Origin of the sequence: Desulfosporosinus sp. FKA (genome assembly GCF_002196785.1) — a bacterium.
In the GTDB taxonomy this organism is placed as follows: Bacteria; Bacillota; Desulfitobacteriia; order Desulfitobacteriales; family Desulfitobacteriaceae; genus Desulfosporosinus; species Desulfosporosinus acididurans.
This window is the reverse complement of the sequence record NZ_NAHZ01000018.1, coordinates 104,901-111,612: the sequence shown is the minus strand read 5'-3', so window position 1 is coordinate 111,612 and position 6,712 is coordinate 104,901. Positions and strand designations below refer to the sequence as shown.

Below are 6,712 nucleotides of genomic sequence, written 5' to 3'. Positions count from 1 at the left end.
TCTGGGCCGTGTCTCAGTCCCAGTGTGGCCGTTCACCCTCTCAGGCCGGCTACTGATCGTCGCCTTGGTAGGCCTTTACCCCACCAACTAGCTAATCAGACGCGGGTCCATCCATCATCGGCAGCATGTTCAGAGGCCGCCTTTCCTTAAAAGTTGATGCCAACTCTTAAGCGTATCCGGTATTAGCCCTCGTTTCCAAGGGTTGTCCCGGTTTGTTGGGTAGGTTACCCACGCGTTACTCACCCGTCCGCCACTAAGATCCTTCTAAGTAAACTTAGAAGTCTCTCCGTTCGACTTGCATGTGTTAAGCACGCCGCCAGCGTTCGTCCTGAGCCAGGATCAAACTCTCCAAAAAAGTTATTTCAACTTCTTTAAAGAAGATGATTTCTTGCTCATGATTTCATGATTCTTTTTGAAACTCTTGCGAGTTTCTCTCATTGGCTGTCCTTGTTGTTTAGTTTTCAAAGACCATTTTGTCAGCCATCTTGGCCGGACTTTTATATTAGCATTTTCAACCCATGTTGTCAATGGCTAATATTTAAATCCTTTCATCCAGGTTAGTGGATTTTTTCAGCCGTTTTGGTGCTCACCTAGAATAACATTAATTGGCTCATTATGTCTAGTGGTATATTTAACCATCTTCATCCAATCCACAAGAATTGACATAAAGTACGCTTATTGGGCTAATTCTCTGACACTTGACATTAAGGCCCCCAATACTCGATGAAACCCCTTTGGATTTTGTGATGGCACCCTGTATTGTTTATTGATTTCAATTTGTAACGCAGGGATCCCTAATTCACGTGCGACAAAACTACTAACGGTATTTGGGCCCGCAGCGGTAAAATGGCCATGGGTTATTCTGCTTAAACCAAAGTCATGGAAGTTTTGCTCGATCAATTCTACCATACTCGCCTTAAAAAGGGTTTTCCCGCGATTTATACTAAAATCCACATCGAATTCATGATCACGTGCGGCTCCATGAATGTCTAGTACAAACTTCACCTTTTCCCTTTTGCAAATTTCGGCGATTCTTTCTTTATATATACATGGGTTATCAAAGTTAGGATCTCCGCCGTACAGATTAGTCACTGCAATAGCATGACAACCCGTTAGTTGATTTAATAGATAAACGATTGATCCGGTAAATTGGTCTGACATTTTAATCTTTTTTTGTCTATAATATCTTACGGCATGTGGGGCTGATACCAAAACGGGCATTTTCCCGATAGCGACCCAAAATGGGTCCTCTTGCTTAGGATTAACTCTCTTGTCCGTCTTGTAAAAGTATACTTTTTCTATATTAACTGCTTCATCATTAATGCGAGACCGACTTAACTCTTCTAGTATCTCTCCATGTTTGTCCAAAGTATTGTCCCCCAGAATTATTAATGAACGGATGTCGGTTTAAAAACATATTCCTAATCATGCTATTTATCCATGTTAGGATCACGCTTGATGTGAAGGGCTATAATTAAGGTCGTTTCTTTATTTCCATGAATCACCTGATAGCTAATATAAACTTGATTAATAATCAATTGGATATAATTTTCTATTTGAGAGAAATTCAATTCCTTGTGATAATTACTGTGCTGCGGTTTCTTTATACTATAAGCTCATATAGTAAAACCTTTCGTCCTTCGATACTTGATAGCGATTCCTCTATATATGTAGCTCCAATCTTGTCATAAAACCCTATTGCATTTGGATCCGAAAAGATGAGAAGCCGATTTATATTCTTCTTCCTGCATACCACTTTTGCGTATGAGATCAGTTCGGAACCAATTCTTTTTCTAATAAACTCTGGCAGTATAAAAAGATGTTCTAACCAATAACCCTTACTGATCACCACTTTGCCCGTGAAAAAATCCTCTTCCACCTCAACGATTGAAAAATATCCGGTTATTTTCCCTTCAACTTTGGCAACATAAACCATGTTGTCTTGAATATATTCCGGGGTAATTGTTAACTCCTTTTTCCATATGTCAAAATACTCTTCAGGATAATTCCAAAACCTTTTTGAAATAAATGAGATGGCAGTTAATTCATTACTTTCACTAGCTTTAGCTTGTCTAATTTCCATTTCCATCTGATGAGGCACTCTCCTCGTTAACTTGCCTAGTTCTCAGGATAAATCCCCTACTGATAGAACTATTACTTGGACATAAATTCATCGACTATTATTGAATAATACAATCTATCTACATATTGACCATCCATATAAAAAAAGTCTCGTAATGTTCCCTCATAAATAAACCCACATTTTTCAATAACTTTACGAGAAGGAATATTTGTAGACTTATGACATATTTGTACTTTATGCAAATTCATTTTGCTAAACCCAAATTGAATAACGGCTTTTGTAGCTTCAGTAGCAAGCCCCTTTCTCTGAAAACTTCCCCCAATACAGTATTCAATTTCTGCAAAATGATTATTGTTATCTACCAAAAAATATGCAATCTGCCCTATACATTCATCGGTTTCCTTAAATATTATAGCCCATCTGTAATAATTATCTTTTTCATAGAAACTGATATATTTATCCAACAATTCTTTTACATCCTGCTTGGTTGTGTAAACTGGTTCGGAGTACATTGACTGAATTTTAGGATCACTAACCCAATACTTTAACATGTCTTCGCTATCTGAATATTTAAATTTCCTCAAAATTAATCTATCTGTTTCAATCTGCCTAGTACCAACATGTGTTAACATAAATTAAATCCTTCCTTTTCTATATGTAAATAATCTCTTGCTTGCAAAACAATCCAATATATATTATTTGGCGGATTCAATACCATTGAGTTGGAGTAGCAGGACGCGATTTGGTATCTCGATCTTCAAATAACTAGAGCTCATTATATTTCTTATTAGATCCATAGGCTTTCTCAATAGGATACTTTTGTTCATTCTTCTTTATTTTATCGATAATAGCTTGTTCAGGATTAATGTTTAATTCGTTTGACAACAGCAAAGCATATATCAATACATCTGCTAATTCTTCTTGAATTCTTTCGAAATTAACAGTTACGCTCTCATCACTAGTTTTCCATTGAAAATTTTCGAGTAGTTCACTGGCCTCTATGCTTAATGATATCGCTAGATCCTTTGGATTATGGAACTGCCTCCAATTTCGAGAATCTCTAAACTCAACAATCTTTTGAATTAATTCATCCATTATCCTCACCACGCATCTGCAATATAATCATTGAGGACTTGGCGCTGTACAACCCGCCAATATCCTATCTCTATCTTTGAATTAGAAACTATGGTCACCTCAGAAGACTAGACAATCAAGAATCCTTACTTGACCACCAGTTACCCTTTATAATTAGGTGTTGTTTTCTATATGTACTTAAAAAGTCTAGATTAAATCACCTCTCCAGCTCTTTAAAGCTTCTCGTACTGAACGAGCCATCTCAGTTGAAAACTGTGCACCAGTTTTCCTGGCGTACATCCATTGTCCAAAGTTCTTTGCTCCAAAAGGATTCCCCGGCGAAAAAGCACTTTCCCGAATAGCTAACATTTCAGCTAGTTCTTCTGGAGTTAATTGATGATATTGCTCTGCGAAAGCAATGAATTTCCGCTCAAAACGTGGCCTAGGGGCCAATCGAGCTCCTTCGGGATAATACCCGAAACAGAGCATACCAACTGGAAATACCCATTCGGGTAAGTTCAATAACTCGCGATGTTTCTCATAGTTTTCCATTATATCCCCTATATAGCAAGAACCAATCCCCCGGCTCTCGGCGGCAATAACTGCATTTTGCGCTGCAATAAGAGCATCTGAACATGCTAATAATAAGTCTGCTTCATCAGGGCCACGGAATTCCAGGCCATGATCCGTGCAAAACATTTTAACATTGGAACTCTGGTAATAGTCAAACCAGCGTTGGTAATCCGCAACAAAAACAATTATCAAGGGAGCCTTAGCTATGAAAGGCTGATGATCACAAGTCTCGCTTAAAATCTGCTTTTTATTGGCATCGGTAATCAATATCATGGAATAAAGCATCATATTCCCGGCTGTAGGTGCTCTCATAGCTCCCTCTACAATCCAATCTACATCTTCTTGCTTAAGGGGTTGATCGGCAAACTTCCTAAGGGAAATCCGCTTTCTTAGTAATTCCGTTATTGTTTGGTTATTATCTTGCGTCAACCTCAAACCCACCCACCTTTTCTCATACATTATTTCTCCTCAGGTAGCCGCGCCTGTATCTCTTCGAGCTGTCAGAAATTCATTTACTAATGTCTGTGCTGCTTTTTGCGATTGCTGATTAAGGTTCTTCGAAAAGAAATCATTAAAACCATGTTTACCGTTTAAGACATAGACATTGACAAACTTCTTTTCTCTTAGCACACTTATCAATTCCGATACATTAAAAGACTTTTCCTCTTTTGCAAAAATAAGCAGTGTTGGGCATTTAGGCACTATATTTAGATAATCCCTTATTCGAGAACCATAGTAGCAAATTACCCCGTCGACAGAATTATCATTCTCACTGCAAAGCCATGCTGCTGTTGCCCCAACACTAAATCCTAAAAGGAATATCTTTTTGTATTTTGTTCTTGCTTTCTTAAGTATTCTTCTAACTTCATGAACCATTTGAGAAAAACCTACTTTATTAACGAAGTATTTGTAAGCTTCTTCTTCTCTATCGTAATCGAAATAAACCTCAGGCTTTATAAAGTTCGGACATAAAACATCGTACCCAGCTTCTGAATAATGTTCGCAAACCCATTCAATATACGGATTAATTCCATATATTTCGTGTAAAACGATTATGACAGATTCTTTACCTCTAATATAATCCAGCATGCACAATTCCCCAACCGATTTTAGATTTAAGGGACATTCCAAACCCTGTTCACACCCTAAGTTAAGCAATAAGACTTTATCCCAATACGCTTACTACCCTAAAAAGAATCTCAGTCTTTAGCCACCAGGCTAATACTTTACCACGGCGTTTATTCCTTCTTGAGCTTATAAGAGGCGAGTGGCCGAATAACTCGCCGCAAGAACACCAATTATATATTCCTGTAACCAATGTGTCCCTACCGCAGATGAAAAAATAACAAAGCGCATATCCATAATGGGATTAATTCCTTGAGCATTACTTATTCCTATAATACTCCCAATCAATGGAGCTTGGATACTTAAAAAGATCCTTCTTTCCATCTCTAAATCTCCTACGATTTAAGCAGATGGTTTAATATCAAAGAAACAAACATAATCTGACCAGCGATGACTATTACTCTTTTTCACATAATTATAGGGGACAAGTGATTTCAATGTCATTGCCCTCGCTATCTTTAAATTCTAAAACTTTATTCTTCCCAATAATAGTTAAGGGAAAAATAATTGGACAATTAAGTTCTTCTAACCGCATTTGAATCAGGTTGATGTCATTAACTTCAAAACTTGGTAAACAATTATTTCCCCACGTTTTCTTTTCATTCATCTTCTGATTCGCAAATAATCCGTATCTAAAACCACTTATATTAAAAACGCTGTATATTTCATTTCTCTCTGTAACTTTTTGTTCTAATAATCTTTCGTAAAAGTCAATTGCTCTTTCCATATCTTTCACACAGACATATAAAGAGTTTATGCTAAATGCCAAATTCACAGTTATATTTCACCTCGTAAGCATTAAGTAATGATTTCCAAATTTAAGTTTTCAATTTCAGTTCAACATCAAACTTATAATCGTTCTGCAGAACATAGTCATGACCGTGAATAATTATTTTAGCGACATCTTGAGGCCGATCTTTTAGGAAATTCAAATTCTCATTTCGGTCTTAAACACAATTACAGCTTTTCCTCCAACTTTAACTTGTTTCGGTTTTCCGTTATTCAATTTCACAGTCACTTCAACAACGCCACTCCGACCTATTGCTTCTCCTTGTTCTGCTTTGAAGGAAAAGACAGAATCATTATGTTTTACTAAACCATGTTCCACTAAATATGCACCAAGGGGACCATTGGCATTTCCTGTCACTGGGTCTTCATTAATACCTATGGCTGGTGCAAACATTCTTCCATGTGTTAAAATTTCTTTTTCGCTTGAATCCATTGTAAAAACAAAATAGCCATTGCAATTGATTACTTTACTAATGTCGGCTAATGCCAGCATGTTTGGTGCTAAGGAATTCAATTTATCTTTAGTTTGAATTCCGATAATAACTTTGGAATGTCCAGTAGATACAATTTGAATTGGACATCTCTTATCTAATTCTTCTTCATTAATTTCCAAAGCCTTAAGTATTTGTTCTCTTTCTCGCCTACCGAGAGGCGGATAAAATTCGACATTTCCTTGAGTCATTACAACAGAGTAGTCATTCCCAACTCTATTTATTTCAACTGGTAAAATTCCGATTTTAATTTTATGGATCACGGTCGTAGAATCCAGGTTATATTCTAGAGCCCTAATGTAATGGGCTGCGATAGTGGCATGTCCACAAACCGGAACTTCAACTTTTGGAGTAAAATATCTAAGCCTCACATCATGATCATCACTGTCAGGCGACAAGATAAATGCTGTTTCTGAATTATTCAGTTCTCTGGCAATTTGCAGCATTTCTTTTTCTGAAAGATCATCTGCGTTTAAGACAACTCCAGCAGGATTACCTTTGAATTTTTCCGTAGTAAATGAGTCAACCTGATAAATCTTTAGCGTTTTCACCCGTTTTCCCCTCCACTTATTTAACT

9 protein-coding genes and 1 rRNA gene are annotated in these 6,712 nt (G+C 37.1%); all 10 read right to left on the bottom strand.

Annotated features, from left to right (window positions below):
• A 16S ribosomal RNA gene (locus tag B5771_RS06000) occupies positions 1 to 355 on the bottom strand; the annotation flags it as partial.
• 320 nt (positions 356 to 675) lie between these two features.
• Positions 676 to 1,368: a hypothetical protein gene (locus B5771_RS05995; protein ID WP_088186729.1), complete on the bottom strand. Its 693-nt coding sequence runs from the start codon at positions 1,366 to 1,368 to the stop codon at positions 676 to 678.
• Positions 1,369 to 1,603: 235 nt separating this feature from the next.
• Complete coding sequence (locus B5771_RS05990; protein WP_088186728.1) at positions 1,604 to 2,089, bottom strand: GNAT family N-acetyltransferase; 486 nt, start codon at positions 2,087 to 2,089, stop codon at positions 1,604 to 1,606.
• Positions 2,090 to 2,154: 65 nt separating this feature from the next.
• A complete protein-coding gene (locus tag B5771_RS05985) occupies positions 2,155 to 2,715 on the bottom strand; it encodes a GNAT family N-acetyltransferase (protein WP_088186727.1) in 561 nt (186 codons plus the stop codon).
• Positions 2,716 to 2,848: 133 nt separating this feature from the next.
• Positions 2,849 to 3,178, bottom strand: a complete 330-nt coding sequence (locus B5771_RS05980) for a nucleotide pyrophosphohydrolase (protein WP_088186726.1) — start codon at positions 3,176 to 3,178, stop codon at positions 2,849 to 2,851.
• Between the two features lie 186 nt (positions 3,179 to 3,364).
• On the bottom strand, positions 3,365 to 4,159 hold the full coding sequence (locus B5771_RS05975) for a nitroreductase family protein (protein ID WP_242966757.1): 795 nt from the start codon (positions 4,157 to 4,159) through the stop codon (positions 3,365 to 3,367).
• A gap of 39 nt (positions 4,160 to 4,198) precedes the next feature.
• Entirely contained in the window at positions 4,199 to 4,819 is a 621-nt protein-coding gene (locus B5771_RS05970; RefSeq protein ID WP_088186724.1) for a dienelactone hydrolase family protein, read from the bottom strand.
• A gap of 165 nt (positions 4,820 to 4,984) precedes the next feature.
• Positions 4,985 to 5,179, bottom strand: coding sequence for a hypothetical protein (locus tag B5771_RS05965; RefSeq protein WP_088186723.1), 195 nt, complete (start codon positions 5,177 to 5,179; stop codon positions 4,985 to 4,987).
• A gap of 91 nt (positions 5,180 to 5,270) precedes the next feature.
• Positions 5,271 to 5,630 carry a VOC family protein gene (locus tag B5771_RS05960; protein WP_088186722.1) on the bottom strand — a complete coding sequence of 120 codons (360 nt, stop codon included), beginning with the start codon at positions 5,628 to 5,630 and terminating at the stop codon, positions 5,271 to 5,273.
• Positions 5,631 to 5,783: 153 nt separating this feature from the next.
• The gene (locus B5771_RS05955) at positions 5,784 to 6,686 is read right to left on the bottom strand and encodes a PhzF family isomerase (protein ID WP_088186721.1); all 903 of its coding nucleotides are present in this window, start codon (positions 6,684 to 6,686) and stop codon (positions 5,784 to 5,786) included.
• Positions 6,687 to 6,712: the final 26 nt, after the last annotated feature.